This window comes from Marinobacter sp. L-46 (assembly GCF_056859535.1).
The window spans coordinates 1-26685 of record NZ_JBSXOP010000079.1; the positions used below are offsets into that span (position 1 = coordinate 1).

At 59.4% G+C, this 26685-nt stretch carries 28 protein-coding genes; 16 read left to right on the top strand and 12 right to left on the bottom strand.

The features are described from left to right. Positions 1 to 164: 164 nt before the first annotated feature. The gene (locus AC13DJ_RS14175; protein WP_482936981.1) at positions 165 to 941 is read left to right on the top strand and encodes a DUF2059 domain-containing protein; all 777 of its coding nucleotides are present in this window, start codon (positions 165 to 167) and stop codon (positions 939 to 941) included. A gap of 60 nt (positions 942 to 1001) precedes the next feature. Here the strand turns inward: AC13DJ_RS14175 and AC13DJ_RS14180 are convergent, their stop codons facing one another. Continuing rightward, the gene (locus tag AC13DJ_RS14180) at positions 1002 to 1280 is read right to left on the bottom strand and encodes a peptidylprolyl isomerase (RefSeq protein WP_022987955.1); all 279 of its coding nucleotides are present in this window, start codon (positions 1278 to 1280) and stop codon (positions 1002 to 1004) included. A 194-nt stretch (positions 1281 to 1474) separates the two neighbouring features. Between AC13DJ_RS14180 and AC13DJ_RS14185 the strand changes: the two genes are divergently transcribed. The 4 genes from AC13DJ_RS14185 to AC13DJ_RS14200 all read left to right on the top strand — a co-directional run bounded on the left by AC13DJ_RS14185 (position 1475) and on the right by AC13DJ_RS14200 (position 4842). Further along, on the top strand, positions 1475 to 3061 hold the full coding sequence (locus AC13DJ_RS14185; RefSeq protein WP_476131230.1) for an ABC-F family ATPase: 1587 nt from the start codon (positions 1475 to 1477) through the stop codon (positions 3059 to 3061). A gap of 179 nt (positions 3062 to 3240) precedes the next feature. Continuing rightward, the gene (locus AC13DJ_RS14190) at positions 3241 to 3804 is read left to right on the top strand and encodes a DUF1415 domain-containing protein (RefSeq protein WP_482933067.1); all 564 of its coding nucleotides are present in this window, start codon (positions 3241 to 3243) and stop codon (positions 3802 to 3804) included. After that, entirely contained in the window at positions 3804 to 4541 is a 738-nt protein-coding gene (locus tag AC13DJ_RS14195; RefSeq protein ID WP_288371689.1) for an AzlC family ABC transporter permease, read from the top strand. Before AC13DJ_RS14190 ends, AC13DJ_RS14195 begins: the two co-directional genes overlap by 1 nt. Continuing rightward, positions 4531 to 4842 (top strand): AzlD family protein, encoded by a 312-nt coding sequence (locus tag AC13DJ_RS14200; RefSeq protein WP_482933068.1) that lies wholly within the window; start codon positions 4531 to 4533, stop codon positions 4840 to 4842. Before AC13DJ_RS14195 ends, AC13DJ_RS14200 begins: the two co-directional genes overlap by 11 nt. 33 nt (positions 4843 to 4875) lie before the next feature. Here AC13DJ_RS14200 and AC13DJ_RS14205 read toward each other — a convergent pair whose 3' ends face one another. Next, a complete protein-coding gene (locus AC13DJ_RS14205) occupies positions 4876 to 6039 on the bottom strand; it encodes a GNAT family N-acetyltransferase (RefSeq protein WP_482933069.1) in 1164 nt (387 codons plus the stop codon). 58 nt (positions 6040 to 6097) lie between these two features. After that, a complete protein-coding gene (locus AC13DJ_RS14210; RefSeq protein WP_482933070.1) occupies positions 6098 to 6454 on the bottom strand; it encodes a hypothetical protein in 357 nt (118 codons plus the stop codon). A 165-nt stretch (positions 6455 to 6619) separates the two neighbouring features. Between AC13DJ_RS14210 and AC13DJ_RS14215 the strand changes: the two genes are divergently transcribed. The 6 genes from AC13DJ_RS14215 (at position 6620) to AC13DJ_RS14240 (ending at position 11496) form a co-directional block, all read left to right on the top strand. Next, entirely contained in the window at positions 6620 to 7309 is a 690-nt protein-coding gene (locus tag AC13DJ_RS14215; protein ID WP_058341412.1) for a response regulator transcription factor, read from the top strand. After that, the gene (locus AC13DJ_RS14220) at positions 7306 to 8622 is read left to right on the top strand and encodes a sensor histidine kinase (protein ID WP_482933071.1); all 1317 of its coding nucleotides are present in this window, start codon (positions 7306 to 7308) and stop codon (positions 8620 to 8622) included. Before AC13DJ_RS14215 ends, AC13DJ_RS14220 begins: the two co-directional genes overlap by 4 nt. Further along, positions 8619 to 9224, top strand: coding sequence for a YigZ family protein (locus AC13DJ_RS14225; RefSeq protein ID WP_094623827.1), 606 nt, complete (start codon positions 8619 to 8621; stop codon positions 9222 to 9224). The genes AC13DJ_RS14220 and AC13DJ_RS14225 overlap by 4 nt, the downstream gene beginning before the upstream one ends. A gap of 75 nt (positions 9225 to 9299) precedes the next feature. Continuing rightward, the gene (locus AC13DJ_RS14230; protein ID WP_022987965.1) at positions 9300 to 9827 is read left to right on the top strand and encodes a DUF4136 domain-containing protein; all 528 of its coding nucleotides are present in this window, start codon (positions 9300 to 9302) and stop codon (positions 9825 to 9827) included. Positions 9828 to 9846: 19 nt separating this feature from the next. Next, entirely contained in the window at positions 9847 to 10206 is a 360-nt protein-coding gene (locus AC13DJ_RS14235; RefSeq protein WP_289102436.1) for a translation initiation factor Sui1, read from the top strand. A gap of 36 nt (positions 10207 to 10242) precedes the next feature. Continuing rightward, positions 10243 to 11496 (top strand): D-amino acid dehydrogenase, encoded by a 1254-nt coding sequence (locus AC13DJ_RS14240; RefSeq protein WP_474539929.1) that lies wholly within the window; start codon positions 10243 to 10245, stop codon positions 11494 to 11496. A gap of 62 nt (positions 11497 to 11558) precedes the next feature. Here AC13DJ_RS14240 and AC13DJ_RS14245 read toward each other — a convergent pair whose 3' ends face one another. From AC13DJ_RS14245 to AC13DJ_RS14280, 8 genes are all read right to left on the bottom strand, one after another. Further along, positions 11559 to 13205: a fatty acid--CoA ligase gene (locus AC13DJ_RS14245; protein WP_288371676.1), complete on the bottom strand. Its 1647-nt coding sequence runs from the start codon at positions 13203 to 13205 to the stop codon at positions 11559 to 11561. Between the two features lie 48 nt (positions 13206 to 13253). Further along, entirely contained in the window at positions 13254 to 13586 is a 333-nt protein-coding gene (locus tag AC13DJ_RS14250) for a Na+/H+ antiporter subunit G (RefSeq protein WP_022987969.1), read from the bottom strand. A 14-nt stretch (positions 13587 to 13600) separates the two neighbouring features. Next, positions 13601 to 13870 (bottom strand): K+/H+ antiporter subunit F, encoded by a 270-nt coding sequence (locus tag AC13DJ_RS14255; protein ID WP_022987970.1) that lies wholly within the window; start codon positions 13868 to 13870, stop codon positions 13601 to 13603. Beyond that, positions 13867 to 14355, bottom strand: coding sequence for a Na+/H+ antiporter subunit E (locus tag AC13DJ_RS14260; RefSeq protein ID WP_288371673.1), 489 nt, complete (start codon positions 14353 to 14355; stop codon positions 13867 to 13869). The genes AC13DJ_RS14255 and AC13DJ_RS14260 overlap by 4 nt, the downstream gene beginning before the upstream one ends. After that, complete coding sequence (locus AC13DJ_RS14265) at positions 14355 to 15872, bottom strand: monovalent cation/H+ antiporter subunit D (protein ID WP_474539928.1); 1518 nt, start codon at positions 15870 to 15872, stop codon at positions 14355 to 14357. The genes AC13DJ_RS14260 and AC13DJ_RS14265 overlap by 1 nt, the downstream gene beginning before the upstream one ends. After that, positions 15869 to 16222 (bottom strand): Na+/H+ antiporter subunit C, encoded by a 354-nt coding sequence (locus AC13DJ_RS14270; protein WP_022987973.1) that lies wholly within the window; start codon positions 16220 to 16222, stop codon positions 15869 to 15871. Before AC13DJ_RS14270 ends, AC13DJ_RS14265 begins: the two co-directional genes overlap by 4 nt. Further along, entirely contained in the window at positions 16222 to 19023 is a 2802-nt protein-coding gene (locus AC13DJ_RS14275) for a monovalent cation/H+ antiporter subunit A (protein ID WP_474543708.1), read from the bottom strand. The genes AC13DJ_RS14270 and AC13DJ_RS14275 overlap by 1 nt, the downstream gene beginning before the upstream one ends. A 303-nt stretch (positions 19024 to 19326) precedes the next feature. Continuing rightward, the gene (locus AC13DJ_RS14280) at positions 19327 to 20319 is read right to left on the bottom strand and encodes a GlxA family transcriptional regulator (protein ID WP_474543706.1); all 993 of its coding nucleotides are present in this window, start codon (positions 20317 to 20319) and stop codon (positions 19327 to 19329) included. Between the two features lie 170 nt (positions 20320 to 20489). On the opposite strand from AC13DJ_RS14280, the gene AC13DJ_RS14285 reads away from it, so the two are divergent. Next, positions 20490 to 22292 carry an acyl-CoA dehydrogenase gene (locus tag AC13DJ_RS14285; RefSeq protein WP_474539926.1) on the top strand — a complete coding sequence of 601 codons (1803 nt, stop codon included), beginning with the start codon at positions 20490 to 20492 and terminating at the stop codon, positions 22290 to 22292. A 425-nt stretch (positions 22293 to 22717) separates the two neighbouring features. Then, positions 22718 to 23497 carry a crotonase/enoyl-CoA hydratase family protein gene (locus AC13DJ_RS14290; RefSeq protein ID WP_379944683.1) on the top strand — a complete coding sequence of 260 codons (780 nt, stop codon included), beginning with the start codon at positions 22718 to 22720 and terminating at the stop codon, positions 23495 to 23497. A 239-nt stretch (positions 23498 to 23736) separates the two neighbouring features. Here the strand turns inward: AC13DJ_RS14290 and AC13DJ_RS14295 are convergent, their stop codons facing one another. Continuing rightward, positions 23737 to 25008 carry an alkane 1-monooxygenase gene (locus AC13DJ_RS14295; RefSeq protein WP_278350301.1) on the bottom strand — a complete coding sequence of 424 codons (1272 nt, stop codon included), beginning with the start codon at positions 25006 to 25008 and terminating at the stop codon, positions 23737 to 23739. A gap of 179 nt (positions 25009 to 25187) precedes the next feature. Here AC13DJ_RS14295 and AC13DJ_RS14300 point away from each other — a divergent pair, with 179 nt between their 5' ends. The 3 genes from AC13DJ_RS14300 to AC13DJ_RS14310 all read left to right on the top strand — a co-directional run. Continuing rightward, positions 25188 to 25439, top strand: coding sequence for a hypothetical protein (locus AC13DJ_RS14300; protein WP_058341393.1), 252 nt, complete (start codon positions 25188 to 25190; stop codon positions 25437 to 25439). A 78-nt stretch (positions 25440 to 25517) separates the two neighbouring features. Next, complete coding sequence (locus AC13DJ_RS14305) at positions 25518 to 25799, top strand: hypothetical protein (RefSeq protein WP_278350300.1); 282 nt, start codon at positions 25518 to 25520, stop codon at positions 25797 to 25799. A gap of 229 nt (positions 25800 to 26028) precedes the next feature. Further along, positions 26029 to 26685 (top strand): alkaline phosphatase (locus tag AC13DJ_RS14310; RefSeq protein ID WP_482933072.1); only part of this gene is annotated, 657 nt, incomplete at its 3' end.

The window sequence follows — 26685 nt, forward strand, 5'->3', positions numbered from 1 at the left end:
TTGGACTGATTGATCAAATAATGGTCAAGTTGATCGATATTCAGCTTGTCGCCAATTTATTGAAGGCACTCAGTTCAGTCCCCATTTCCAGAAATGAGCTGAACTGGCTGAAAATGCGTGTTTCTGGATGGACACTAGTTAAACCTCTTTTAATCACCGGCTTTATGCTTGCGGGCACGGCCCAGGCTGCGCCTGATGCCAGGGAGGTTCTGGAAGCATCTCCGGTAGATGACATTGTGGCCCAGTACCCGGAGATGATGAGCCGGGGTATTCAGGACGGCCTGAAACAGAGTGGCCAGGTGCCGCCCATGGTGGCAGACAGCATCGGGTTTCTGGTCAGCAACAGTTTTCGTGCAGCCGATATAGAGCAAAGGGTTGTCGCCAACCTGGAAGCTGCCCTGACACCGGAGCAGCTGGAAGAGGTGCACGGCTGGTACCAGACACCGGTGGCAGGCAAGATCGCCGAGGCGGAAATCGCCGCGTCCGCACCGGCAGCCTGGCCGGAGATTCGCAGCCGGGCGGAAGATCTGAACAAACGCTACCAGGGTACGGCCCGGGAAAAGCTGTTTGACCGCTTCGATGCGGCGTCACGGGCCACCGAGAGTGCAGTGGATACGACCATCGCCGTTCAGCTCGGGTTGGGTACCGCCATGGCAGCCCTGAGCCGGGATTCGGTGCACCACGAAAAAATGCGCGAACGGCTGGAAAGCCAGCGCCCGGCTTTGCGGGGCATGGTGGGCCAGCAAGTCTACGACGGCTATCTGTTCACCTATCGCGACATCAGTAACCAGGAAATGAACCTGTATCTGGATTTTCTTGAAAGCGAGGCGGGCAGGAGTTTCACCCGGGTAGTCACAAGCAGTGTTCAGCAAGCCGTCATCGAGCCGGTTGAAAGCATCGGAGCCCGGCTGGCGGCGTTTGGGAACTTCGGCGGGGAGTAGGGCGTTTACGTTTTAACCGGAACAGTGCCGCCTGCGCGATGCACAGGCGGCCGGCAAACCTTAGCTGCGGGAAGTCACTTCCAGCAGATGGTAGCCAAACTGGGTCTTGATGGGGCCGATCACGGTGTTCAGATCACTGCTGAACACGGCCTTGTCAAACTCGGGAACCATCTGGCCCGGGCCGAAAGAACCCAGGTCGCCGCCATTGCGGCCGGACGGGCAGGATGAATGCTGCTTCGCGACTTCCGCAAAATCCTGGCCACCTTCGATGGCTTTTTTCAGTTCTTCACACTTGGCTTCGCTGTCTACCAGAATGTGGCGTGCAGTTGCTTGTGCCATGATCAATATCCTGTAGTTGGATGACGGGTGTATGGACGGAAACGTCTGACACGAATGCTGCCCGCACCGGCCGCCAGAGGCAAGCGCTTTTTGTCGGTGTTTCTGCGGTCTCACAGTCTGCCTTGCAAACCTGTACAATGCGCGGTTTCTCTTCGCCGGCGTTGTCCCGGCCCTTACGTTTGCAGGTTCTTTTCTTGATCTCCACCGCCAATCTCACCATGCAGTTCGGGGCCAAGCCCCTGTTTGAAAATGTTTCTGCCAAGTTCGGCAACGGCAACCGTTACGGTCTGATCGGTGCCAACGGCTGCGGCAAGTCCACCCTGATGAAGATTCTGGGTGGCGACCTGGAGCCCTCGGCCGGGCAGGTCATGCTGGAGCCGAATATCCGGCTCGGTAAGCTGCGCCAGGATCAGTTCGCCTACGAGGATTGCACGGTGATTGACACCGTGATCATGGGGCACGAAGAACTGTGGAATGTGAAAAAAGAAAGGGACCGCATCTACTCCCTGTCGGAAATGAGCGAAGAAGACGGCATGGCCGTGGCGGACCTGGAAGTGGAATTCGCCGAAATGGACGGCTACACCGCCGAATCCCGCGCCGGCGAACTGCTGCTGGGCCTGGATATTCCGCTGGAGCAGCATGAAGGGCCCATGAGCGCCCTGGCTCCGGGCTGGAAACTTCGCGTGCTGCTGGCCCAGGCCCTGTTCTCTGACCCGGACGTACTGCTGCTGGACGAGCCCACCAACCACCTGGATATCAACACCATCCGCTGGCTGGAAAACATTCTGGTGGCCCGCAACAGTACCATGATCATCATCTCCCACGACCGCCACTTCCTGAACAGTGTCTGTACCCACATGGCGGACCTGGACTACGGTGAGCTGCGCCTGTTCCCGGGCAACTACGACGAATACATGACCGCCGCTACCCAGGCACGCGAGCGCATGCTGTCAGACAACGCCAAGAAGAAGGCCCAGATTGCCGAGCTGCAGCAGTTTGTCAGCCGCTTCTCGGCCAACGCTTCCAAGGCCAAGCAGGCCACCTCCCGCGCCCGCCAGATCGACAAGATCCAGCTGGAAGAGGTGAAGCCGTCAAGCCGGGTGAGCCCGTTTATCCGCTTCGAGCAGGGCAAGAAACTGCACCGCCAGGCGGTTACCCTGGTAGGCCTGACCAAGGGCTTCGACGAAGGCCCGCTGTTCAAGAACCTGGATTTGCAGATCGAAGCCGGCGAGCGTGTGGCCATCATCGGCCCCAACGGTATCGGTAAAACCACTTTGCTGCAGTGCCTGGCTGGCGCCTATGAGCCGGATGCCGGCGAGGTGAAGTGGACCGACAGTGCCGAGGTAGGCTACTTCGCCCAGGACCATACCGCCGACTTTGCCCGTGATGACACCCTGACCGACTGGATGGCCCAGTGGACCACCGGTGGCGAGCAGCTGGTGCGCGGTACGTTGGGGCGGATGTTGTTTTCCGGAGATGACATTGGTAAGTCGGTGAAGGTGATTTCCGGTGGTGAGCAGGGGCGGATGCTGTTTGGTAAGCTGATTCTGCAGAAGCCGAATGTGATGCTGATGGATGAGCCGACGAATCACCTGGATATGGAGTCCATCGAGGCGTTGAACCTGGCGCTGGAGAATTATCCGGGGACGCTGATTTTTGTCAGCCACGACCGGGAGTTTGTTTCTTCGTTGGCTACGCGGATTATCGAGTTGAAGGCCGATGGCATTACCGACTTCAGTGGCAGTTATGATGATTATCTTCGGAGTCAGGGCTACGTTTAAGTATCAAGCATGGGGTGCCGGCACGGGTGTGGGTTGGGCCTTCCAAAACACGCTCCTTCGGCACATCCGTGTGGCGCTTGAGCTCCGCCATCCATGGCTCCGCACAGTTTTGGAAGGCCCAACCCACACCCGCGCTCGGACTTCGGAGCTGTATTCAGACACAAGCAAAGGCAACTATTTTGAACGAATCTCAGGTCATTAACGCCACCCGCAAGTGGGTCGAAGACGTCGTCGTTGGCTACAACCTCTGCCCCTTCGCCAAACGGGAACTGGTCAAGAACCGGGTTCGGTTCACGGTGACAGAGGCGAAAAACGAAGACGACCTCCTGCAGGCCCTGCACGCGGAATTGCAGCGTCTGGAAGACGAACCGGAGATTGAGACAACACTGTTGATTCACCCGGACGTGTTGCAGGATTTCTACGCCTACAACGAGTTTCTGGATGCTGCTGATGCGTTGCTGGCCTATCTGGAGCTTGAGGGCGTTTACCAGATTGCCAGTTTCCACCCGGATTACCAGTTTGCCGATACCGAACCGGGGGCTGCGGAGAACTACACCAACCGGTCTCCGTATCCTATGCTGCACTTGCTGCGGGAAGCGAGTCTGGAGGCGGCGATTGATGGTTATCCGAATGTGGACGGGATTCCTGATCGGAATATCGCACTGATGAATGAGCTCGGTGCGGAGAAGATGCGGGCGATTCTGGCGGTTTGTTTTGATAGCAGGGGCGAGGGTCAGGGTTGATGTCTGGCGGGCACTATTCCTACCAGTTTCAGGCGAGCAGGGTGCGGGCGGAGTTTTTCCGGCTGCTGCCCATTTCGTTGTTTGTGGTGGCGTTTGGTGCAGCTTTCGGCCTGGCGTCTACCCAGGAGGGGTTGTCGCCGCTTGAATCGATTCTGATGAGCGCCACGGTGTTTGCCGGGGCTTCGCAGTTTGGTGCGCTGGACTTGTGGGGCTCGGAGGTGTCTGTGCTGCCGATGATGGTGGTGGTGTTTGCCATCAACTCCCGCCACCTTTTGATGGGCGCTTCGCTGTATCCGATGTTGAAGCAGGTGCCGCCCGGGCGACGGTACGGTCTGATGCTGCTACTGACGGATGCCAACTGGGCGGCCTGCGCCCAGGACTATCAGAACGGTCGACACAATCTGGAGGTGATTGTGGGCGGTGGCCTGGTGCTATGGCTGGCGTGGGTTTTGGGTACGGCGTTGGGGGTGTATTTCGGCGGCCTTATGCAGAACCCGGAAGCATTCGGGCTGGATATGGTGCTGGGATGTTTCTTGCTGACGATGGCATTGGGCGGCCGGAAATCACCCCGGGTTCTGGTGGCCTGGCTGGTGGCGGCGGTCAGTGCGCTGGCGGCCTGGAAATGGCTGCCGCCGAACATGCACGTGGTGGTCGGGGCGCTGGCTGGCGGCTTGATCGGGTTGTTCTGGCTGGAGCCCAAGGCAGGTTCAGGCAAGGAGGTGGCGAGTGACCATTGAAACCACCTCCGCCGGCGTACTGGCGCTGATTGCCATTATGACAGTGGTGACCCTGGTCACCCGCTTCGGCGGTGTGTTCCTGATGTCGTTCGTGCGCATCAATCCACGGGTCGAGAGTTTTATCAACACCATGGCCAGCTCGGTGTTGATCGCCATCATTGTGCCTATGGCGGTAGACGGTGATCTCGGGGCCCTGGCGGCGCTGGTGGCCACCGGGGTAACCATGTTGGCTACCCGTAAACCCTTGCCTTCGATTACCGTCGGTCTGCTGGCTGCGGCCCTGGTGCGTTATCTGGGTTAGAGCGCGCGAGCCCAGTTTCAGAGTCGTGGTACCTCAGGTTTGTTCGTTGCGGTAGGGCAGCAGGGTTTGTGATTCGGCGAAGTAGGCCTGTACGTGTTCGGACTCCTCGGTGCAGAAGTCCGCGATCGCCTCGCGGAAACCCGGGTGCAGAATGCCATGCCAGGAGTGGGTGATCACCGGTTCGAAGCCCCGCACCAGTTTGTGTTCGCCCTGGGCTCCGGCGTCGAAGTGCTGGAGCCCCAGCTTCAGAGCAAGTTCGATGCCCTGGTAGTAGCAGGTTTCAAAGTGCAGGTGGTCATATTCTTCCAGACACCCCCAGTAACGGCCGTAGAGGGTGGTTTCACCGGCCAGGAACAGGGCACCGGCAATCATCTCGCCATGGCGCACGGCCATGATGATGTGCAGGTGCTCCGGTAGGTGTTCCCGCAGCAGTTCGAAAAAGGCCTGGTTCAGGTAGGGTGCCTGGCCTCTTTTCAGGTAAGTGGCCTGGTAGAACACAAAGAACGCCGACAGCACCTGGTCGGAGATATCCCGGCCGTGGAAGGTGTGAAAGGTAATCTCCTGATCCGCCACTTGCCGGCGTTCCTTGCGGATGGATTTACGCTTGCGGGAAGTCAGCGCCGCCAGAAAGTCTTCAAAGTTCTGGTAACCACGGTTGTGCCAGTGGAACTGGCAGCCGGTGCGGTGCAGTTCCTGGTCGTGGCCAAGCAGGGCCTGGTCCTGCGCGTCCGGAAACAGCAGGTGCCAGGAATGGGCGCCCAGCTGCTGTGTCAGCTTGCCCAATAACTGATCGAGCAGGGCGGGCGTCAGTTGCGCCCGTAACGAAGCATCCAGCAATAACCTTGGTCCCTGTGACGGGGTAAACGGAATGGCGATCAGCAGCTTCGGGTAATAGGGCAGCTGGTAACGCTGGTAGGCTTCGGCCCAGCTCCAGTCGAACACGTATTCGCCCCTGGAATGGCTTTTCAGGTAAGCCGGCGCCAGGCCGCAGATTTCGCCGTGCATGCGAAAAACCAAGTGGCAGGGTGTCCACCCGGTTTCGGTACGGGTACAGCCGGAATTTTCCAGCGCCTGAAAGAATTCGTAGCGCAGGAAGGGATTGCCGTGCCCGGCCAGCCGTTGCCAGTCGTCACGGGGTATATCCGTGATGCTGGCGCAGGTGGTCAGGGTAATGTCAGGTAAGGCGGGTTCTGCCATGGTTTCGGGTAGGCTCTGTTAACTTTCCCTATACCATACGACAGAACCCGGCTTGTGATCACTTCTGGGCGTTACCGCAGCGCTTTTCCATCTTCTGCTGCCATTTGCCCATGCGCTCCTGCTGCTTTTGCTGACGCTCCTGGTGGATCTCGTCCCAGATCTCGCGTTGCTCGTCAGTCAGCTTCAGGCGGTCGGCCATTTCAGCCCGGTATTTCTGCATTTCGGCCTGGCGCTCTTCACGGTACTCGGCGCTGAACTTGCCTTTGCCTTCGCGGAAGTTCTCGCACATTTCTTTCTGGTCCCATTTGCCACCCTGCTTCTTCATGCCCTGATCCTGGGCCATGGCTGCGGGGCTGGCGGCTAACATGGCGGCCATCAGTACGCCGGCGGTCAGTAAGGATGTTTTTGCTTTCATGGTTGTTGCCTCATCGGTTGGTGTTCCTGTGGTGATCATAGTACGCCGGTGCAACGTCAGTTGGTGTCAGGCTGGTGTAAAGGTTCGGTAAAGGCAAATGCCTGGCCGTCAGCCGTGCCCGGGCGCCGTGTTAGACTGTTGCCGGGCAACAGGAGAGAAACGGATATGCAGAACCGGGTACTGCTGGTTGAAGACGATGACGAGCTCAGGGAACTGCTGGCGCAGTATCTGACCACCCAGGGTTTCAGTGTGCGTGAGGCCGCTAATGGCCGTGACGGACTGGCACTGGCGTTGGCCCACGATTGTGACATTGTGGTGCTGGACATCATGCTGCCGGATATCAATGGCCTGGATGTGTTGCGTGAACTGAGAGCCGAGACCCATTTGCCGGTGATTCTGCTGACCGCCCGCGGAGACGAAACCGATCGCATCGTTGGCTTTGAAGTGGGTGCTGACGACTACATCCCCAAACCCTGTAACCCCCGTGAACTGGTCGCCCGCCTGCAGGCGTTGCTGCGCCGTATTGCCTGGGACCAGAAAACCGATGTGGATGCTACCCGAACCTATGGCGACTTGCGGGTAGAACCGGGCCAGCGGCGTATTTACCAGGATGACGCTCCGCTGGAGTTAACTGCCACCGAATACGAAGTGCTGCAGGTGTTGCTGGCCCATGCCGGCAGTGTGGTGCGCAAAACCGACCTGATGCAGTGGGCCCTGGGCCGCCGGCTGGAGGCTTACGACCGTACCCTGGATATGCATATCAGCAACCTGCGCAAAAAGCTGGGGAACGATGATCCGCCTCGCATCGAAACTGTGCGGGGGCTGGGTTACAGCTATCGGGTACCGGCACAATGAAGTCATTCATGTTCCCGCTGTTCTGGCGGATATTTATTTCGATCTGGCTGGCGATGGCCGTTACCGTTGTGGCCAGTAACCTCGCCACCCGTTACCTGCTGGATCGGGAGCGGCAGGCCATTGAACGGCAAGTTGGCTTGCATGAGATCGCCCGGGAGGCCCTGAACCTTCGCAACCGGGAAAACCGCGGCGAAATGTGGCGGTTCCTGCGGTCAGAGGGCGAGCGCCTTGACCTGCACCTGATGCTGATCGAGAAAGAAGAAGGGCATCGGGGGCTGCCGCGTAATATCCGTGAGCGGATTCAGTCGGGCTGGTACCCCAACAAGCCGGCACTGATTAACCTGGAGGAAGGCTACCAGCTGGTTGCCTGGCCCCGGATGGGGGGCGACGGCTGGCTGGACCCGAGGTTGTTCCGTTTCCTGGAATTTGCACTGGCGTTTGTCCTGATCTCCCTGGCCTGCTGGTGGATTGCCCGTCTGGTGTCCAAGCCCTTGAAACATATGGAGAGCACCGCCCAGGCCATTGCCGCCGGCGATACCCGGCTGCGGGTGCCTCAGCGTATTGCCCGGCGACGTGACGAGGTGGGGCAACTGGCGACCGCCTTCAACGCCATGACCGACCGGCTGTGCCAGTTACTGGAACGCCAGAACCACCTTCTGCGTGATATCTCCCATGACCTGAGAACACCCCTGGCCCGGCAACGGGTGGCCATTGAGCTGGCCAGTGACACCGGGGCAGACCCCGCCATGATGGCCAGTATTCTGCGCCAGAATGAGCGGCTGGAAACCATGACCGGTCAGATTCTGACGCTGTACCGGGTGTCGGAGAACGGTGGCGCCATGGAGCGGGAACCGGTGCAGCCACTGGAGCTGATCAACCGGGTGCTGCAGGATGCCGCGGACTTTGCCGCACAACGAGGTGTGGACTGCCAGCTGGATGCTACTGACGCTTCCCAGGCGGTGTCGGTAAGGGGCGATGCCGGATTATTGCAGCGGGCGTTTGATAACGTGCTGCAGAATGCCCTTGACCACACGCCTTCAGGTAAATCCGTGCGGGTGTCAGTGTCGGCCACCGATGGCAGTCTTCAGGTAGATATTGCGGATGACGGCCCGGGTGCTCCGGAGGAGCTGTTGCAGCACCTGTTCGAGCCGTTCTTTCGCGCGGACAAGTCCCGGGGTGGTAAAGGCTGGGGGCTGGGGCTGGCGATTGCCCGGGACATCGTAGCGGCCCATGGCGGAACAATTACCGCCCGGAACCGCCCCGAGGGTGGGCTTGAGGTAAACATCCGGTTGCCGGTTGAGAGAGTATCATGAGTAAAGATTACCCGGTCCCGTCAGGATACCTTGAGCGGGAAACGGAAGTGAAAAAAAGCCGTTTCATTGCCCGCGTGTACCCGGTGAGCAGCCGGGACGAGGTGCGCGAGCACGTTGCCCGGGCCCATGCCGACTTTCCGGACGCCCGGCACGTTTGCTGGGGATACCAGATAGGCCGCCCCGGCTCGGCAGCGGAAGCCGCCATGAACGATGATGGTGAACCCTCCGGCACCGCCGGTAAGCCCATTCTGAACGTGATCCAGCACAAGGATATGGGCGATGTGCTGGTGATCGTGATCCGCTATTTTGGTGGTATCAAACTGGGCGCGGGCGGCCTGGTGCGTGCCTACGCAGGCGCTGCCGAGAGCGTGTTGTCGGAAGTTGGCCGTACCGTGCAGCAGGCGCGGGTGCTGGCGGATGTGGAACTTGGCTTTGCCGATGAACAGCCGCTACGGCACTGGTGCGACGGCCATGAAGGCACCATTGAAGACATTACCTACAGTTCCCGTGTGAATGCCCGGGTGTCGGTGCCGGAAGTGCGGCAGGCGGAGTTTGCCGCCTTCTGCGATGCCCAGAAACTCGATTACCGTTTTGACACATAGAAGTTAGCAGCATCCGGCTGACCGTTTGCCGGCGTATACTGGATCAAGCGGCCAATTAAACAGGGGAGAAGAGCGATGCGTATTCTGTTTGTAGCAGCAATGGCGCTGGTTCTGGCCGGTTGTGCCAGCAATGTCGTGACCGACTACAATTCCGCGACCGTGTTCGGGAACTACGCCAGCTGGGCCTTTGCGCCCAACCAGCAGGATTCCGGTTTTACCTCGCTGGACGATAGCCGGGTTCGTAATGCGATTGAGCGTGAATTTACCCGCAAGGCGATGAAAAAGCTGCCCGATACCGAGGCTGACCTGCTGGTGAGCTGGCAGATCGTGCCGGAGGAGCGCCTGGAGCAGGTGGGTGTCGGGCTGGGCTTCGGCTTTGGCCGGGGTAATTTTGGCTGGGCCCTGTCGGCACCGCCGCCCGTGCGGGAAATCACCGAAGGCAAGCTGGTGGTTGAGCTGGCCGACCGGCGCAACGAAGAAGTGGTCTGGCGCGCAGCCAGTCGTCGCTACCTGAATGAAAACCAGTCTCCGGAAACCCGGCGCAAGCTGATTGACGAGGTTGTCTCCGAGATGTTTTCCAAATACCCTCCGGGCCTGAACTGATCAGTACACGGGATCAACCATGGGTATGAAGAACAGAAACGGCGGCCTGGTATTTTCCACTGAAACGGGCCGCATGTGCCCGGAGTGCCGGCAGCCTGTGGCCGAGTGCACCTGTGGTCAGCCGGAACGACCGGCCGGTGACGGCGTGGTGCGGGTAAGCCGGGAAACCAAGGGGCGCAAGGGCAAGGGTGTAACGTTGATTACCGGGATTCCCCTGAACGACAAAGAACTCAAGGCCTACGCCAAAGTGCTAAAGGCCAAATGCGGCACAGGTGGTACAGTAAAAGACAGCGTGGTGGAGATTCAGGGCGACCAGCGGGACCTTCTGGTTCCCTTGCTTGAACAAAAGGGGTGGACGGTTAAAAGGGCCGGCGGCTGACGCTTCACCACATTCAGACGTTGAGGGGAGGCAGGTATGCACATAGTGGTCATGGGCGCGGGCGTTGTGGGTATCACAACGGCCTGGTTTCTGCAGCAGCAGGGGCACCAGGTAACGGTTGTGGATCGCCAGGCGCAGGCGGGCCTTGAAACCAGCTATGCCAATGGCGGCCAGATTTCCGTATGCCATGCCGAGCCCTGGGCTAACCCCTCCGCGCCCCTGAAAATTCTGAAATGGCTGTTCCAGCCCGAAGCCCCGCTGCTTTACCGGCCCCGCCTGGACCGCTACCAGTGGCGTTGGGCGCTTTCCTTTCTGACTCAATGCACGTCTGCCCGGGCGGCCCATAATATCCGCCAGATGGTGAATCTGGGTACCTACAGCCGAAGCCAGTTGCAGGCTCTGCGTAAAGAGCTGGACCTGGACTACGACCATCTCGAGAAAGGCATTCTGCATTTTTATACCAGCCAGCAGGAATTTGATGCCGCCATGGAGCCGGCGCGGATTATGCGGGAGCTGGGCTGTGACCGGCAGGTAATCGATGCCGACCGCGCGGTGGAACTGGAGCCGGCATTAAAAGATGTGCGCCAGCGGATTGCCGGTGCCACCTACACCGCCGATGATGAAAGCGGCGACGCCCGGAAGTTTACCCAGGCCCTGGCCCGCCGGTGCGCCGAAGCCGGCGTGGAGTTTCGCTACGGCACCGAGGTGCTGGGGTTCGACAAGGCGGGGGACCGGATACTCGGTGTTCAGACGTTAACTGAAGGCCGGCACCAGGTTCTGCGGGCCGACAGTTACGTACTCTGTCTGGGTAGTTTCAGTGCAGTGCTGGCCCGGCGGCTGGGTTTGTTTCTGAATATTTATCCGGCCAAGGGCTATTCGATCACCGTGCCGCTAAAAAATCCGGACGTGGCATTCCAGGTGAGCCTGACGGATGACGAGTACAAACTGGTGTATTCCCGGCTGGGTGACCGTATTCGGGTGGCTGGTACGGCCGAGCTGAACGGCTACACCCGGAACCTGGACTTCATCCGCTGCCGGGCGATCGTGCGCCGGGCCGCCGGGATCTTGCCGGAGGCGGGGCACTGGGACCAGGCCGAGTACTGGACTGGCTTGCGGCCGACGACGCCCTCCAACGTGCCCTATATCGGCAAAAGCCATTTCAGCAACCTTTACCTGAACACCGGCCACGGAACCCTGGGCTGGACCCATTCCTGCGGCTCGGCCGCGGCCCTGGCCGATATTGTGGCCGGCCGCACCCCGGAGGTGGACTTCACCTTCACCGGCCTCTGATTTTCGCCCACAAAAAAGCCGGTGCCTGAAAAACAGACACCGGTTTTTTTGTGGTTGGAGGATCAGCCCGTCAGCTGGTCCCGGATCAGCTTCTTGTTGATCTTGCCAACGCTGGTTTTCGGAATGTCTTCCACGAAGTCAATCTGCCCGGGAATGGCCCACTTGTTGATGTCGCCACTGTCCACAAACTGCTGCAGGTGCTTCTGGATGTCTTCCAGCCCGATGTTCTCGCCGGGTTTCAGGGTAACCAGGGCATAGGGCCGTTCGCCCCATTTCTCGTCCGGCACACCCACCACGGCGGCACCGGCAACGGCCGGATGCTGGCTGATCAGGTTTTCCAGGTCCAGGGAGGACAGCCACTCGCCACCGGTCTTGATCACATCCTTGATGCGGTCTTTGATGGTCAGGGTGTTATCCGGCTCCATGGACGCCACGTCGCCGGTGTGCAGCCAGCCACCCTGCCACAGATCTTCGCCCTTCTCGGGCTCCTTGAAGTAGCTCTGGGTGAGCCAGGGCGCACGGGTAACCACTTCGCCCTTGGCTTCGCCGTCGTGGGGTACCGGGTTGCCATCCGGATCGACAATTTCCAGTTCGACCATGGGCACGGCGATACCGGTTTTCACCCGGATGGCGGTTTGCTGTTCCAGCGGCAGGTCCAGGTCTTCCGGTTTCAGATGCGTGGTGCTCAGCAGCGGGCAGGTTTCCGACATGCCGTAACCGGTGTACATGTGAATGCCGAGCCTCGCCGCCGCGTCGCACAGGCCCTTGGTCAGTGCGCTGCCCCCGATGAGGACATGCCAGTTGCTGAGGTCGGCAGTTTTGATGGACTCGGTGGCCATCATCATCTGCATGACGGTTGGCACGCAGTGCGACATGGTTACCCGGTGAGTCTTGATCAGGTCGACCAGCAGCTCCGGCTCGTAGCGGCCCGGATAAACCTGTTTGACCCCCAGCATGGTGGCAGCATAGGGCACACCCCAGGCGTGAACGTGGAACATGGGGGTAACCGGCATATACACGGAAGACGAGCGCAGCAGGGGCATTTCATCGTAGGCGGAAATGCTGCCGGTCATGGCCAGGGTGTGGAGTACCAGCTGGCGGTGGCTGAAGTAAACGCCTTTGGGATTACCGGTGGTGCCGGTGGTGTAGAACGTAGTGGCTACGCTGTTTTCGTCAAAGTCCGGGAAGTCGAACTGGTTGTCGGCCTTTGCCAGCAGCTCTTCGTATTCGCCCAGCGTGTCGATAGAGGTGGCCTTGGCGCTGGCTTCGTCGGTGACCTGGATCCAGGTTTTGACGGTTTTGATTTCGTCTTTCACGCCTTCGATGATCGGCATGAAGTCATCATGCACCAGCACCACGTCGTCTTCTGCGTGGTTCATGGTATACACGATCTGCTCCGGCGACAGCCGCACGTTTACCGTGTGCAGGATGGCACCGATCATCGGGATGGCAAAGAAGCATTCCAGGTAGCGCGGGGTATCCCAGTCCATGACCGCCACGGTGTCGCCCGGCTTTACGCCGGCATCGGTCAGGGCGTTGGCCAGCCGGTGAATGCGGTCAACCAGGTCTTTGTAGGTGTACTTGCTGCGGTTGGCGTAGACGATTTCCTGGTCCGGGTTGTAACGCGGGCCGGACATCAGCAACCGTTTGATCAGCAGCGGATACTGGTAGGCATTGTCGGCAGGTTTAAGAATCCGTGTCTGTGCCATCTATGAATACCTCTTGTCGTTGTAATGGGTGTTCCGGGTATTACGTTGTTATTGATCCCAGGGTTTACCCCGGGTGTTATCCATGGTTTTCACACCAATGTGCATGGCCGCCTTGGCCAGCATGTTGGCGCTGACCGGGGCGGTCAGGAACAGGAATACGGTGATCAGTATTTCAGAGATGCCGATGCCCTGGCCAGTACTCGAAAAGTAAACCACGGAACTGAGCATCACGGCGCCCACGCCCAGTGTGGTGGCCTTGGTAGGGCCGTGCAACCGGGTAAAGAAATCCGGTAACCGGGCCAGGCCGATGGCGCCGATCAGGGTGAAGGCTCCCCCGATGATCAGCAACGCCGAGATGGTGTATTCAGCTAACGGGCTCATGGTTGTCCTCCGGGTTATTCAATCACGCTGCCGCGCTTGAGGTACTTGGCGGTGGCCACTGTGCTGACAAAGCCCATTACGGCGATCAGCAGGGCAGATTCCAGGTACATGCGGGTGCCGAGCGTAATGCCCAGCAGAATGATCAGGGCAATGGCGTTGATATACAGGGTATCCAGCGCCAATACACGATCCGGTGCATCCGGGCCCTGTATCAGGCGGTAGACATTCAGCAGGGCGGCCAGCGTAACCATGGCAATGCTGGCGTACAGCGCGATGGTGATCATTTGAACATCTCCATCAGGGGTTTCTCGTAACGCTTATGGATGGCATCGATCACTTCGTCGTCACTTCGGGCGTCCAGGGCGTGGATCAGCAACATCTTTTCGTCATCGCTGATATCGGCACTGACGGTGCCCGGGGTCAGTGAAATGGTGCTGGCCAGAATGGAAATGGCCAGCGGATGCTCCAGTTGCAGCGGGTAGCAAACGAACACCGGTTCCGGTTTGCGTGGGCTCAGGATCAGCTTGGCGACCGAGAAGCTGGCAATCACGATGTCCCAGAGCACGACCAGCAGGTAAGCCGGCATGCGCCAGGATTTCATGAAGGCAGGCCGCTCCGGCCAGAAGCCCTGGGTCAGCTGGGGGATACCCCAGGCCAGCACCAGGCCCAGCACCAGGCTGCCGCCGGAAATGCCATCACTCAGGAATTGCCAGGTCAGAAACAGAAACAGGCTGAGCCACGGCTGCGGAAAGCTAAGTCTGTCCAGCATCAGTCATCCTCCCCGACCATGGGGGTCTGCAGTATGTCGATATAGGCCGATGTATCCAGGATCTGGGCGGCAGTGTCTTCGGTGTACCGGTTGATCGGGCCTGCCATGGCCACAATCACCACCGTGAGCGCAATCATGGCGCCCGCCGCTACGGCGGTGGTGCCTTTGAGCGGGCGGGCGGTTTCAACGTGGCCGTCAACAGTACGCCAGAACACGATACTGCCGGCACGGCTGTAAGCCACCAGCGTCAGGAACCCGCCTACCAGGATGGTGCCCCAGAGCCACGCCATCTGGGAGCCGGGCTCAACCGACATCAGGATCAGCAACTTGCCGAAGAAGCCGCTGAATGGCGGAAGGCCAGCCGCGGCAACGGCGCCGATCATGAACAGAACACTCAGGAAGGTGCGATGACGCATCATCGGCGCGGTAATAATCCGGTCTCCGGCGCTGCCGCGCTGGGAGGCCACCAGGTCTGCCACCAGGAACAGGCCGGCAACAATCCAGGTGGTGCTGAGCATATAGAACAAGGCGGCAGACAGGCTTTCCGCTGAGCCCAGGGCAATCGGTGCCAGCAAGGTGCCCACCGAAATAATAACCTGCCAGGCGGTCAGGGATTTCAGGTTGTCAGCACCCAGTGCACCTATCACACCCATGGCGAGGGTAATCAGCGCCAGCGGGAACAGCCAGTCCATGCCGAGGTTGGCCAGTTCGCCGGCACCGTCGCCGAAAACCAGGAAATACACCCGGATAATCGCGTAAATGCCAACCTTGGTCATGATCGCGAACAGCGCTGCGACCGGAGCTGTGGCACTGGCATAGGCTTTCGGCAGCCAGAAGCACAGGGGCAACACCGCCGCCTTCAGGGCAAACACCACCAGCAGCATCATGCCACCGGCTTTTACCAGCAGGGCATTTTCACCGGTTACCTGCGGCACTTTGACGGCCAGGTCGGCCATGTTCAGGGTGCCGGTTACACTGTAGATCATGCCTACGCTGATCAGGAACAGCGATGAACCTACCAGGTTGAGCACCACGTAATGCAGGCCCGGAACCGTGCGCACCGTGCCGCCACCGTGCATCAGCAGTCCGTAGGAGGCAATCAGCAGCACCTCGAAGGCCACGAACAGGTTGAACAGGTCGCCGGTCAGGAAGGCAATGTTCAGCCCCATCAACTGGAACAGGAACAGGGTGTGGAACTGCCGGTTGCCTTCGTCAGCGCCACCCAGCGAGAAAATATGGGCCAGCAGGGCAAGTACTGAAGTCATTACCAGCATGAAAGCTGCCAGTCGGTCCAGCACCAGCACAATGCCGAAGGGTGGCTGCCAGTTGCCGAAGGCGTAGGCCCGGTAGTTGCCATCGTCGGCCATGGTCAGGAGTACCAGGCTGGTGGCCACCAGCAGAACGGTGGTCGCCAGCGCCAGTGTGCGGCGCAGGGCAATCGGGGCGTAGCCCATAAACGTCTGCAGTATGCCACCCAGCAGGGGAATCAGGACGGGTGCGGTCAGCCAATGGTTCATTGCTTGGCCTCCTCGCTGTCTTCATCCTGCTTGCGGTTGCCATCCACGTGGTCGTCCTGGTTGTCAGCCAGGTTTCTCAGTGACAACACCACCACAAAGGCGGTCATGGCAAAGCCGATAACAATGGCCGTCAGTACCAGGGCCTGGGGCAGGGGGTCGGCATAACTGGCCGAACTGCCCAGAATCGGCTGCTGACCGGTGGCCAGCCGGCCGGAGGCGAACAGGAACAGGTTAACCCCGTAAGACAGGAGCGTAAGCCCCACAACCACCGGGAAAGTTCGTGCCCGAAGCAAAAGGTAAACGCCAGACGCCGTCAGGGCGCCTATAACCAGTGCAAAAACAAGCTCCATTACACATTCTCCCGGGGGCTTCTGATCGCAGAGTGGGGGGACAACCGGCCGATGCTGACCAGGGCCAGCAGGGTCGCGCCAATCACGGCCAGGTACACGCCGAGGTCAAATACCAGGGCAGAGACTACCTCGAACTTGCCCACCACCGGCCAGGTGATGTAGTCAAACGTTGACGTGAGGAACGGGTGGCCATAGACAAAGCTGCCGGCGCCGGCGATGGTGGCAAACATCAGGCCCAGGCCGATCACGTTGTGATACTTGATGCCGATGCGATCCTGGGTCCAGACCATGCCGCTGGCAATGTACTGGAGAATCAGGGCAACCGAGGTGATCAGGCCGGCAATAAAGCCACCGCCCGGCAGGTTATGCCCGCGCAGGAAGATGTAGGCCGAAATCATCAGCGCCAGCGGCAGCATGGGCCGGGCAATCTGCTTGAGCATCAGCGGGTAGGCGTCACGGGTCCAGGCATGGCCTTCACCATCACCCGGCGGCGGTGTGAAGGCCGTGTCCTTGAGCATGGCATAGATGCCAAGGGCGGCAATGGCCAATACCGTGATTTCACCCAGGGTATCGAAGCCCCGGAAGTCCACCAGGATCAGGTTCACCACGTTGGTACCGCCACCACCGGTCTTGCTGTTTTCCAGGAAGAACTCGCTGATGGAGGTGAACGGCTGGGTCAACATGGCCAGCGTCACCAGTGTCATGCCGCCACCTGCCAGCAGGGCCAGCACAATGTCCCGTGCACGGTGAGTGCCGGAGGTTTCCAGCGGCGTCCACGAAGGCATGTAGAACAGGGCCAGCATCAGCAGCACCATGGTCACTACTTCGACCGACAGCTGGGTCATGGCCAGGTCCGGTGCCGAGAAGCGGGCAAAGGCCAGCGCCACCAGCAGTCCCACCACGCTCAGGAACATCAGGGAGGTAAAGCGTCCCCGGTGAAGGAATGCCGAGGCCAGGGCGCAGAGGATCAGAACCGCAGCGGCAATGGCAGTGGGCCAGTCCACCGGCGACAGCCCGTTCTCGCCCACGAAGATGCCCATAGTGGCGAGCGGGACCATCGCCACCACAATCGCACTGGCAACCAGCAGCATGGCATAGCGCTGCAAGGAGCCGTTTTCGATGCGTGCAGTGAAGCGGTTCGCCAGTTCCACAAAGCGGGAGACCACGGCTTCAAAGACCGCTTTCTCATCCACTTCCTTGAACCGGGCGTGGAAATCGAAAAACTTCTGGCGCTGTGAGTACATGATCAGGCCACCGATAAAGGCGGCAAAGCTCATCATCAGGGGCAGGTTGAAGCCGTGCAGAATCGCCAGGTGGTAGTCCGGAACCTCGCCACCCAGCGTGGCGGCTGAAGCGGAGTAAAGCAGCGGACCCACCGAGTAAGCCGGGAATACGCCCACCATCACACAGGCAAACACCAGGATCTCCACCGGAATCTTCATGTACCGGGGTGGTTCGTGGGGTGGGTAGATCGGCAGGTTGACCGGTTTGCCGTTAAAGAACACGTCGTGCACGAAACGGGCGGAGTAGGCCACCGCAAAAATACCGGCCAGCGTAGCCACAATCGGCGGAATCCAGGCCCAGATACCAGGCAGGTTCAGCTGCAGGGACTCCGCAAAGAACATTTCCTTGCTCAGGAAGCCATTCAACAGTGGCACCCCGGCCATGGACGACGCCGCCACCATCGCCAGGGTTGCGGTATGGGGCATGTAGCGCCAGAGACCGTTGATTCGCCGCATGTCGCGGGTACCGGTTTCGTGGTCAATAATGCCGGCCGCCATAAACAGGGAGGCTTTGAAGGTGGCGTGGTTGATCACGTGGAAGACCGCAGCTACCGCTGCCAGCTCGGTACCCATGCCGAACAGCAGCGTGATCAGGCCCAGGTTACTGACGGTGGAGTGGGCCAAAAGGCCTTTCAGGTCGTGCTTGAACATGGCCACATAGGCGCCCACCAACAGCGTAGCCATGCCGGTGAAACTCACCATGTAGAACCATTGCTCGGTGCCGGCCAGGGCCGGGTACAGGCGCGCCATCAGGAACACCCCGGCCTTCACCATGGTGGCCGAGTGCAGGTACGCAGATACCGGCGTGGGTGCCTGCATCGCGTGGGGCAGCCAGAAGTGGAACGGGAACTGGGCAGACTTGGTAAACGCGCCCAGCAGAATCAGGGTGAGTGCCACCGGGTACATGGCGTGGTTCTTGATGAGGTCGCCAGCGGCCAGCACGGCATCCAGCTCGAAACTTCCCACGATGTTACCGATGATCAGAATGCCGGCCAGCAGCGCCAGGCCACCACCGCCGGTAACCGCCAGTGCCATCCGGGCACCCCGGCGTGCGTCCTGTTTATGGGTCCAGAAACTGATCAGTAGGAACGAGGTCAGGCTGGTCAGCTCCCAGAAAATCATCATCAGCAACAGGTTGCCGGACAGCACAATGCCCAGCATGGAGCCCTTGAAACACAGAAGCAGGGCGTAGAACTTTCCGATGTTCTCGCCTTTTTTTAGGTAATAGCGGGCATACAGGATGATCAGGAGGCCGATGATCAGGATCAGCAACGCAAACAGCAACGCCAGCCCGTCGAGCCGGAAACTGAAGGAAATGCCCAGCGCCGGGAGCCATTCCCAGGAGTTATGGACTACACCGCCGCCAGCCAGCGTTTCCCAGTGGGGGAACAGGGCAGCCAGGCCAATAATAGCCGGTATGGAAGAGACTATGGCAATCGCCGTTCGCCCGCCCTGGGCAAACAGTGGCGCAGCAATAGCCATCAGAAAGGGCAGAAATACAACCAGGGGTAGCGACATCGCAACCTCGTTATCGGTTTTCTTTTTACATGGGAAAGAAGTACGAAGCAGTCTGAGTGTAGCGTTCAGAAAGCCTGCGTGCACACGAAAGCGGTCCGTTTAAGGCTCACTTGCTGATCAGGCAGAAAAGGGGGGATCCGGAAAATAGGGAAGGCGGCCCCGCTGCAGAACGATATCAGCGGTCAGGGGCAATCCTGGAATGTTTGTGCAGCCTCTGGACCTTACGGTCATGGTTGCTCCGTCTGTGAAACTTGACGGTTGATAATACGTGTCGGGGCGGTCAGGTCAAGTCAACCAAAGGATTTAACGGCCAAATTTCGAACGATAGGCCCCCGGAGAAAGCCCGGTTTGCTTACGGAATAACCGGCTGAAAGAGCTCACATCCTCATAACCCACGGCCCGGGTAATCGCGTCCAGGCCATCCTGCGAACTCTCCAGCAAGCGCCGGGCTTCCTCGATTCTCAGCAATTGAAGATAGCTAGTTGGTGTGTCTCCGGTCGCCTGCCGGAACCGCCTCAGCAACGACCGCTCCGACAACCTGACCCTCGTGGCAAGATGCGCCACAGACACTGCCTCCCGGAAATGCCCCTCCAGCCAATCCTGAAGCCCCAGCACCACCGAATCCGAATGATACCGGCGAGCCTGCAAAGCACTGTAGGGCGCCTGACTGGTCCGCCCCGCATCAATCACAAACGCCTTCGCCAACTCCCGCGCCACCTGCGCCCCCGCCAGCCGCTCTACCAGATACACCCCCAAATCCCACCAGGCCATGCCTCCCCCGGCACAAGCCACCGGCCCGTCCACCGTCACCAGCTTCTCCGGCCGCAAATCCACCGCTGGAAACCGCTCCCGGAACTGATTGCTGAAGCCCCAGTGCGTCGTCGCCTCCCGCCCGTCCAGCAACCCGGCGGCGGCCAGTAAAAACGCCCCGGTGCAGTTACTTGCTACGCGGACATCGCCGGGAGTTGCGTCCTGAAACTGTGAAAGCCACTGAATCAAAGGGTTGTTTGTCTTCAGAATTTCATCAATGGGCGCGCCAATGGTCGGAATAATCAGCACGTCATCTGCACCCAGATCATCAACACCCTGCCAGGAACCATCGGCCAGAATTGTCACACCATTGATGCACTGGCAGGGCTCACCGTTCTCGGTCAGCAGCCGGGTTCTGAACTGTGCAGAAGGCTGCTCCCCGTGAATACGTGCCCAGGTCACCCCGGCGAGGCGAAACAGGTCGATCATCCCTGTGATAGCGCTGGCTAACGCACCGTTGAAGCCGATGATGGTGACGGTTTTCAAAAGCTGGCTCCTGCACGGCTTCACGGCGTCTCCCGGAAGGCAATACCCACGACAGTGGCCGTCTTGTCAGAACAAAGGTTAGCGGATTCAACCAAGAATAAGTCAAAAATGACAATTCCAACCAGTGTAGTGGTTGTGAGAGGCTAACGGCAATAAACAGGAGACCCAGAATGACCGACACCCTGATCGACCGCCGCGACCTCGCCTTTCAGCTTTACGAAGTCATGGACACCGAAGCCCTCACCCAGCGCGAGCGCTTCAGCGAACACAGCAAAGACACCTTCGACGCCGTCATCGAAACCGCTGACAAGATGGCGAAAGGAAAATTCGCCAACCACAACAGCGCGGCAGACAAAGACGAACCCAGGTTCGTCAACGGCCAGGTAGAAATGCTCCCTGAGGTCAAACAGGCCTTCGACGCCTACGCCGAAGCCGGCTTCCTCGCCGGCCGCTACGACTACGACCTCGGAGGCATGCAACTGCCGGAATCTGTCATGGCGGCCTGCAACGGCTTTTTCACCGCCGCCAACCCCGGCACCGCAGGCTACCCGTTCCTGACCACCGCCGCCGCCAACCTCATCCGCGTGTTCGGCAACGAAGAACAGAAAACCAAATTCCTGCCCAACATGCTCAGCGGCCGCTACAGCGGCACCATGGCGCTCACCGAGCCCCACGCCGGCTCCAGCCTGGCGGACATCCGCACCTCCGCCACGCCCACCGACGACGGCCACTACCTGATCAAAGGTGCCAAAATCTACATCTCCGGTGGCGAGCAGAGCATCACCGAAAACATCGTTCACATGGTGTTGGCCAAGATCAAAGGCGCTCCGGCCGGTGTGAAAGGCATCTCCCTGTTTATCGTCCCGAAATTCCATGTGGACGAAAACGGCAACCCCGGCGAACGCAACGGCGTCAGCCTGGCAGGCCTGATTCACAAGCTCGGCTACCGCGGCACCACTAGTACCGCCCTCAGCTTCGGCGACGATGCTCCCTGCCATGGTTACCTGGTGGGCGAGCCTCATCAGGGCCTGAAATACATGTTCCAGATGATGAACGAAGCCCGCATCGGCGTCGGTTTCGGCGCGGCGGTGATCGGTTACCGCGGCTACATGCACAGCCTGGAATACGCCAAAGACCGCCTGCAGGGCCGCAAAGCCAGCGAAAAGAACCCCGAAAGCCCGCAAGTGCCCATCATCGACCACGCCGACGTGCGCCGTATGCTGCTGGCCCAGAAAGCCTACAGCGAAGGCGGCTTGGCCCTGTGCCTGTATGGCGCCCGCCTGATGGACGACCAGCACACCCACCCGGATGAACAAAAGCGAATGGAAGCCGGCAAACTGCTGGACCTGCTCACCCCGGTGATCAAAGCCTGGCCTTCTGAGTACGGCCCCAAGGCCAACGACCTGGCGATCCAGGTTTATGGCGGCGCTGGTTACACAAGGGAATACCCGGTTGAACAATGCTGGCGCGACAACCGCCTGAACCCGATCCACGAAGGCACAAACGGCATCCAGGCCCTGGACCTGCTGGGCCGCAAAATCTGGCAGGACCAGAGCCATGGCCTGCAGCTGCTGATGCAGGAAATGCAGGTGGATCTGCAGGCGGCCACCACCGACCGCTGCCAGCAGTGGGCATTGTCTCTGAGTGAGACGTTGCAGCAGGCGGTGAAAGTCACCCAGAGCCTGGGCAAATCCCTGATGGGCGGCGAAGTCGACAAAACCCTGGCCAATGCCAGCTGCTACCTGCACCTGTTCGGGCACATCATCGTCGCCTGGATGTGGTTGCGGCAGGCTAATGCGGCTGCCAATGCCTTGGCTTCAGCCAACAGCGACAGCGAACGCAACTTCTACCAGGGCAAACTCCAGGCCGCCCAGTACTTCTTCCACTGGGAATTACCTACTGTGGCCCAGGATCTGGTGCTGCTTCGCAATCAGGATGATACGTGCTTGAACATGAAGGCCGATTGGTTCTAGCTCTGGAGTCTTGGTCCTGTTCGTAGCCTGCCTGTTTTGGTGGTAAGCACGTTCGGCCGGTGGGCCTTTCCGGGACACGCCCACGAGTACGTCCCTGTAGGCTCGTTTCGGGCCGTCCATGGCCCTCAACGGTCCCGGAAAGGCCCACCGGCCGAACGCGCCCGAGCACTGGTGCATTTCGCAGGCTCTGCAGACGTAGGGTTTAAGTCATCAAAAACTGACCAAAAGCAGCCCTGAATATTTAAACATTACTGCCAAGTTTGAGGCACGAGCGACGGGTAGAGCTTTCCGGGACTGTCTGCAGCAGGGATGCTGCAGTCAAGCGTACAGGGACGTATTCACAGCGTGTCCCGGAAAGCTCTACCCGTTGATCGTGCAAGCACCCAAACAAACAGGCTAGGTTCCCAAATTAGAGGACTCGAAAAATGCCACTGGTAAACGTAGAACAACAGGGTCACATCCTGAAGATCGGCCTGAACCGCCCGGAAAAAATGAACGCGATGAACCGGGCCATGTACCACGAAATCGCTGCCGCCTATTACCAGCTCCAGAACGACCCCGAACTGCGCGTCGCCGTGATGTACGCCGAAGGTGACCACTTCACCAGCGGCCTGCAACTGGACGACTGGGCCGGCGTATTCGCTAACGGTAAGGGTATCGAACCCGGCGAAGGTGAACTTGATCCGTTCCATATCACAGGCGAGGGACTTACCAAGCCGGTAGTCTTTGCCGCCCAGGGCATCTGCTTCACCTGTGGCGTTGAAATGATGCTCAACACCGACATCCGCGTGGCCGCCAAAGGCACCCGCTTCGCCCAGCTGGAAGTCAAACGCGGCATCTTCGCCTGCGGCGGCGCTACCATCCGTCTGCAAAGGGAAATCGGCTGGGGCAACGCCCAGCGCTACCTGCTAACCGGCGACGAATGGACGGCCGAGCAGGCGTATCAGTGGGGCTTGATTCAGGAACTGGTGGAGCCCGGGGAACAGTTCAACAAAGCGATGGAAATCGCTGAAAAGATCGCCAAAGCGGCCCCGTTAGGCGTTCAGGGCAGTCTGAAGTCGTCCAAGATTGCCGTTTCAGAAGGCCAGGAAGCGGCCAAGGAGCGCCTGTTCCCGGAACTACGTCCGGTCATGGCCAGCGAAGACGTAAAAGAAGGAATCCAGTCATTCCTGGAGAGAAGGGAAGCGGTGTTCAAAGGTAAATAGCTGGATTGGCCCGTCATTCAAAATCTCGTCCGTAGCGAATCGTAGGATCAACGACTATCCCACAGAAGCACAAGCAGCGGGCTGGGGCCACCCTTCCGGGAGTGTGCGCAGCAGGGATGCTGCGCTCAAGCCCCCATGGATGGGTTCACGGCGTCTCCCGGAAGGGTGGCCCCAACCCGCAGCCGGCACCATAACCGACAGGCTAGGGCCGGCAATCAAGCCAATAAATCAGTCAGATCTCAGGCAGCCTCAGACTCAGTTTTGCTTCCTGCTTTTCGGGCAGAGGCCTCAGCCGCCACTTTCGCAGCATAATCCGCATACTTGGCCATCAGCTCGTCCTTACGATCCGGATCCCAGTTGATCTTCGACAGATCCCCCTCGTAGTGATCAATCACCCGCTTATCCATCGTCTCGTACCACCACTGTGGCAGGTAAGCCGGCAACAACATCGACGCATAACCACCCGGCAACTGCGGCGCCTTCTCGAAATGCCTCAGGGCCTGATAACTCCGGGTTGGATGGGCGTGATGGTCAGAGTGCCGCTGTAACTGATACAGGAACAGATTGGTCACCACATGGTTGCTGTTCCAGCTGTGCTCGGGCTGGGTGCGTTCATACTTGCCGTTCTTGTCCTTCTGGCGCAGCAGGCCATAGTGCTCAATGTAATTCACACTCTCCAGCAGACTGGCCCCATATACCGCCTGCGCCGCCAGGAACGGCACCGCCCTCGGGCCGCAGGCCAGCGTAGTTGCACCAAAGAGCCCGGCACTCATGGCCCAGCCCTGCAGCAACTCATTGTCCAGGCTCCAGAAACCCTTGCCCTTGCGCTCAAGCCGCGCCTTCTCGATCTTCACCGCGGACTTCATGCCACCAAACACCGTGCGCGGCAGGAACTTCCAGAAACTCTCGCCCATCCGGCTGCTGGCCGGGTCTTCCGGCGTGGCAACCCGCTTGTGATGACCAAAATTGTGCTCAACCACGAAGTGGGTGTAGCCGGTCGGCGCCAGTGCCGCCATGGCCATCAACTTGTTCAGTTTGTTGGATTTGTGGCCCAGCTCGTGGGCGGTGTTGATGCCCACACCGTTGATTGCGCCCACCGTCAGGGTCAGGCCGATCTTGTCTTCGATCGGGGTTTTCTTGCGACTGGCCAGCCAGGCACCCATAACCGTCATGGCGTACTGGGTAGGAATAAAGGCTTTTACAATCCGGTCGTAGTACTTGTCCCGCTCCAGAGACCGCACGGCGGATTCCGGCGGGTTGCTCTTGTCTTCCCCGATTGCCCGGTCCAGCGCCGGGATAATGCCGTGCACCAGTGCCGGCCCGGTCCACGCCAGTGCCTTCAGCTTCCTGGGCGCCAGCGCGTATCCGGTCAAAGCGGCCAGGCCGATACCAGGCAGGGCAGGGCCCAGCAGCCACAGGTAACGCTTGGGATCTTTCCAGTCTTTTTCACCGGAGGCGGGAGTGGAATTGGCCGGTTGTTGCCCGACTGCTTGATTGGCCTTGGCGTTCATATCAGGGATCTCCGTTTTGTTCTTGGTTGTCCTCAATTTATGTCGGACAATCGGGCAATGCAACAATTTTGACGAATGTCATCGGAAGGTGGCCTGACATGACAATTCGGCCCCGGTTGGCGGATTCGGGATTTGTGGTCCAGACTTCTGCAAAACAAAAACAACAGGGACGATGGAACATGAGTGCTGCAACCCCCTCACCAGAGACTGTGTCTTTGCCGGTTCGGGAAATGCTTGTGGAGTATGTCCAGGGGCGACGGCTGGCCGAGATTATCTACCAGGATACCAACGGGCAGGTTTGCCTGGTTCATGAAAACATTCGGGACGTTCTGAGCCGGGCCGGCCATGATTTTCTGGTACTTGGCTCCGGCAAGGTGCTTGGTGTTGAGCATGTGATCATGATCGACGGCCAGCGGCTAACGAAAGGGTAATCGCCCGGTAATTGCCTGTGCAGGTGAACCGCTCTAGGCTGTTTGCGTCGTAAATACTTACCAACAGAGGGATATGGTATGAACAAGCTCACGTGGAGCGCACTGGCTCTACTGATGACACTCGGCCTGGCTGCCTGCAGTTCAGAAAGCGATGAAGGTGCCGATTTCGAGCAGGCCGGGGAGAACGCCGGTGAAATGATGGATGACGCCGCCGACTCCGTAGAGGAATCCTATGAAGAAGCCACAGGGCAGGACGAAAGCGCCATGGGCGAGTTACAGGAAGGCGCGGAAAACGCAGCCGAGGAGATGGGCGATGCCGCCGAAGAAGCGGGTGACAGGATGGAGGAGGCTACTCAATAACGCTCGGATTTCCGCCGGCGCGTCTCTGTCCGCGCCGGCAGGTCCTGGCCAGCGTCCCGGGGAGGAACGTATTGAAGCTGCCAGGCAACCTTCATGCCTGAGTAACACAAATGCAGGATTAACGTCATAACGAACCCCTATCTTTTTAGCGGAGTCGATCCGGAATTCTGTTCGATGAACAGGTTGTACCGGAGTGGCAGACAACAACACCGTTGAAAGGATGTGCGCTATGAATCTGGAAAGAACGTTAGTTCCGGTGGCAATCGGGCTGGCATTGTCCGCCAGTGTCCTCGCAGGGGTACTACCGACCTCACAAAAGGACAATGGCTGGTTTAGTGGCGCCGAGGCACAGCTTCAGCAGAAGCTCTCCCTGAAGTCCTCGGATAAGGCGAAAAACGTCATTCTGTTTGTGGGCGATGGCATGGGGGTGTCCACCCTTACCGCTGCGCGCATTCTGGAAGGCCAGAGGCAGGGCCGTCCCGGCGAGGAAAATCTGCTGAGCTTTGAAAGCTTTCCCTTCTCGACACTCGTGAAAACCTACAACACCGACGCCCAGGTTCCGGATTCAGCAGGCACCATGACCGCCATGATGTCAGGTTTGAAAACCGATGCGGGTGTTCTGGGCGTGGACGAGGATGTCCAGCGGGGTGATTGCAGCACGGTCGCAGGCAATGAAGTAGTAACGGCCCTGGAACTTGCGGAAATCAAGGGTTTATCCACCGGTGTGGTCTCCACCGCGCGCATTACCCACGCCACACCGGCTGCTACCTATGCCAAATCGGCGGAACGCAACTGGGAAGACATTTCGGACATGCCTGCCGACGCGGTTCAGGCCGGCTGCAAGGACATTGCCGATCAACTGGTCCGTTTCGAGCAACTTCTGGAA

What these genes read in the sequence shown, in the direction of transcription:
- AC13DJ_RS14175 (WP_482936981.1), top strand. Translation starts at nt 165, where the DNA reads ATGCTTGCGGGCACGGCCCAGGCTGCGCCTGATGCCAGGGAGGTTCTG.
- AC13DJ_RS14180 (WP_022987955.1), bottom strand. Translation starts at nt 1,280, where the DNA reads ATGGCACAAGCAACTGCACGCCACATTCTGGTAGACAGCGAAGCCAAG.
- AC13DJ_RS14195 (WP_288371689.1), top strand. Translation starts at nt 3,804, where the DNA reads ATGTCTGGCGGGCACTATTCCTACCAGTTTCAGGCGAGCAGGGTGCGG.
- AC13DJ_RS14205 (WP_482933069.1), bottom strand. Translation starts at nt 6,039, where the DNA reads ATGGCAGAACCCGCCTTACCTGACATTACCCTGACCACCTGCGCCAGC.
- AC13DJ_RS14210 (WP_482933070.1), bottom strand. Translation starts at nt 6,454, where the DNA reads ATGAAAGCAAAAACATCCTTACTGACCGCCGGCGTACTGATGGCCGCC.
- AC13DJ_RS14215 (WP_058341412.1), top strand. Translation starts at nt 6,620, where the DNA reads ATGCAGAACCGGGTACTGCTGGTTGAAGACGATGACGAGCTCAGGGAA.
- AC13DJ_RS14220 (WP_482933071.1), top strand. Translation starts at nt 7,306, where the DNA reads ATGAAGTCATTCATGTTCCCGCTGTTCTGGCGGATATTTATTTCGATC.
- AC13DJ_RS14225 (WP_094623827.1), top strand. Translation starts at nt 8,619, where the DNA reads ATGAGTAAAGATTACCCGGTCCCGTCAGGATACCTTGAGCGGGAAACG.
- AC13DJ_RS14230 (WP_022987965.1), top strand. Translation starts at nt 9,300, where the DNA reads ATGCGTATTCTGTTTGTAGCAGCAATGGCGCTGGTTCTGGCCGGTTGT.
- AC13DJ_RS14235 (WP_289102436.1), top strand. Translation starts at nt 9,847, where the DNA reads ATGGGTATGAAGAACAGAAACGGCGGCCTGGTATTTTCCACTGAAACG.
- AC13DJ_RS14240 (WP_474539929.1), top strand. Translation starts at nt 10,243, where the DNA reads ATGCACATAGTGGTCATGGGCGCGGGCGTTGTGGGTATCACAACGGCC.
- AC13DJ_RS14245 (WP_288371676.1), bottom strand. Translation starts at nt 13,205, where the DNA reads ATGGCACAGACACGGATTCTTAAACCTGCCGACAATGCCTACCAGTAT.
- AC13DJ_RS14250 (WP_022987969.1), bottom strand. Translation starts at nt 13,586, where the DNA reads ATGAGCCCGTTAGCTGAATACACCATCTCGGCGTTGCTGATCATCGGG.
- AC13DJ_RS14255 (WP_022987970.1), bottom strand. Translation starts at nt 13,870, where the DNA reads ATGATCACCATCGCGCTGTACGCCAGCATTGCCATGGTTACGCTGGCC.
- AC13DJ_RS14260 (WP_288371673.1), bottom strand. Translation starts at nt 14,355, where the DNA reads ATGCTGGACAGACTTAGCTTTCCGCAGCCGTGGCTCAGCCTGTTTCTG.
- AC13DJ_RS14265 (WP_474539928.1), bottom strand. Translation starts at nt 15,872, where the DNA reads ATGAACCATTGGCTGACCGCACCCGTCCTGATTCCCCTGCTGGGTGGC.
- AC13DJ_RS14270 (WP_022987973.1), bottom strand. Translation starts at nt 16,222, where the DNA reads ATGGAGCTTGTTTTTGCACTGGTTATAGGCGCCCTGACGGCGTCTGGC.
- AC13DJ_RS14275 (WP_474543708.1), bottom strand. Translation starts at nt 19,023, where the DNA reads ATGTCGCTACCCCTGGTTGTATTTCTGCCCTTTCTGATGGCTATTGCT.
- AC13DJ_RS14285 (WP_474539926.1), top strand. Translation starts at nt 20,490, where the DNA reads ATGACCGACACCCTGATCGACCGCCGCGACCTCGCCTTTCAGCTTTAC.
- AC13DJ_RS14290 (WP_379944683.1), top strand. Translation starts at nt 22,718, where the DNA reads ATGCCACTGGTAAACGTAGAACAACAGGGTCACATCCTGAAGATCGGC.
- AC13DJ_RS14295 (WP_278350301.1), bottom strand. Translation starts at nt 25,008, where the DNA reads ATGAACGCCAAGGCCAATCAAGCAGTCGGGCAACAACCGGCCAATTCC.
- AC13DJ_RS14300 (WP_058341393.1), top strand. Translation starts at nt 25,188, where the DNA reads ATGAGTGCTGCAACCCCCTCACCAGAGACTGTGTCTTTGCCGGTTCGG.
- AC13DJ_RS14305 (WP_278350300.1), top strand. Translation starts at nt 25,518, where the DNA reads ATGAACAAGCTCACGTGGAGCGCACTGGCTCTACTGATGACACTCGGC.